Annotated in this window: 1 protein-coding gene; it reads left to right on the forward strand. The window is 70.4% G+C overall.

Going from position 1 to position 1,425, the window contains the following annotated elements:
* Window positions 1-56: 56 nt before the first annotated feature.
* Window positions 57-1,331 (forward strand): IS701 family transposase, encoded by a 1,275-nt coding sequence (locus tag KUM03_RS13200; protein WP_217247382.1) that lies wholly within the window; start codon window positions 57-59, stop codon window positions 1,329-1,331.
* Window positions 1,332-1,425 lie beyond the last annotated feature (94 nt).

The raw sequence follows: 1,425 nt of genomic DNA on the forward strand, positions 1-1,425 counted from the left end.
CTAGTAGTACTTCGTTACGTTGAGTGATCTCGGCTGGTGGTGGGCAGCCTTTCGGGGTGAAGCTGGGGGAAGTGGAGCGGCTCCGGGGTGAGTTGGCGGAGTTCGTTGCCGATGTGTTCGGGTCGCTGCCGCGGCGGGATCAGCGGCGGTGGGGCGGGTGTTACCTGCGGGGCCTGATGCTCGACGGCCGGCGGAAGTCGGTCCAGCCGATGGCCGAGCGTCTGCCGGACGGGAACATGCAGGCCCTGCAGCAGTTCGTGAACCAGTCGCCGTGGGATCCGCTGCCGGTCAGGCGACGGATCGCCGAGCGGCTCACCGAGGCGGTCACGCCCGAGGTGTGGGTGGTCGACGACGTGTCGTTCCCCAAGTGCGGGCGGGCGTCGGTCGGGGTGGCCCGGCAGTACTGCGGCGCGGTCGGCAAGCGGGCGAACTGCCAGGTCGCGGTCAGCGTCCATGCCGCCACCGACACGGCCTCATGCCCGCTGAACTGGCAGTTGTATCTGCCGCGGGAGTGGACGGACGAGCCGGACCGCTGCCGCCGCGCGGGAGTCCCCGACGACATCGTCCACCAGGAGAAGTGGCGCCTCGCGCTCGGCCTGCTCGACACGCTCGCCAACTGGCAGCTGAAGGCGCCCGTCGTGGTCGCCGATGCCGGCTACGGCGTCAGCACACCGTTTCGGATCGCCCTCGGGGAACGAGGACTGCCCTACGTCCTCGCGCTGACCGGGAAGGAGGTCGCTCACCCCGAGGGCGTCGAGCCGCACCATCCGGCATACGGCGGGCTCGGCCCGCCCACGCTGTCCCGCTATCGCACCCCACCACGAGCCATCTCCGTCCTCGCGGCCGAGATTGACGCGGCCCGGTTCACCGAGGTGACCTGGCGTCAGGGCAGCAGAGGCGCGATGACCTCACGGTTCGCGGTCCTGACCATCCGGCCCGCGGGCAAGCAGTCCCTGGCCGCGGCCCAGGAGGCGGGCGGCGGCCGCAACCGGTGGGACGGTGTCCTGCCCACCCAGACGCTCCTGGTCGAACGGCCGGACAGCCGCGACGTTCCCACGGGCTACTGGATATCGAACCTCCCCGCTTCGACCCCGGTCGCCGACCTGGTGCGGTGGGCGAAGATGCGCTGGCGGATCGAGCACGACTACCGCGAGCTCAAGCACGGCCTGGGCCTGGACCACTTCGAGGGCCGCACCTGGCGCGGCTGGCATCACCACGTCACCCTCGTCACCGCCGCCCAGGCATTCCTCACCCTCAGGAGGCTCGACCCAAAAGCCGGCACACCGGCCCGACCCTCTACCAGGCCCTCGACGCTCTACAGGACCTGCTGAGGTGCTGGACCGGTGCCTGCACCACCTGCGGACGCCCCCTGCCCGCCCGACGAAGCCGCCACAGACAGCGACGAACCTAACGAAGCACTACTAG

Source organism: Streptomyces sp. AC602_WCS936, assembly GCF_019049125.1.
In the GTDB taxonomy this organism is placed as follows: domain Bacteria; phylum Actinomycetota; class Actinomycetes; order Streptomycetales; family Streptomycetaceae; genus Streptomyces.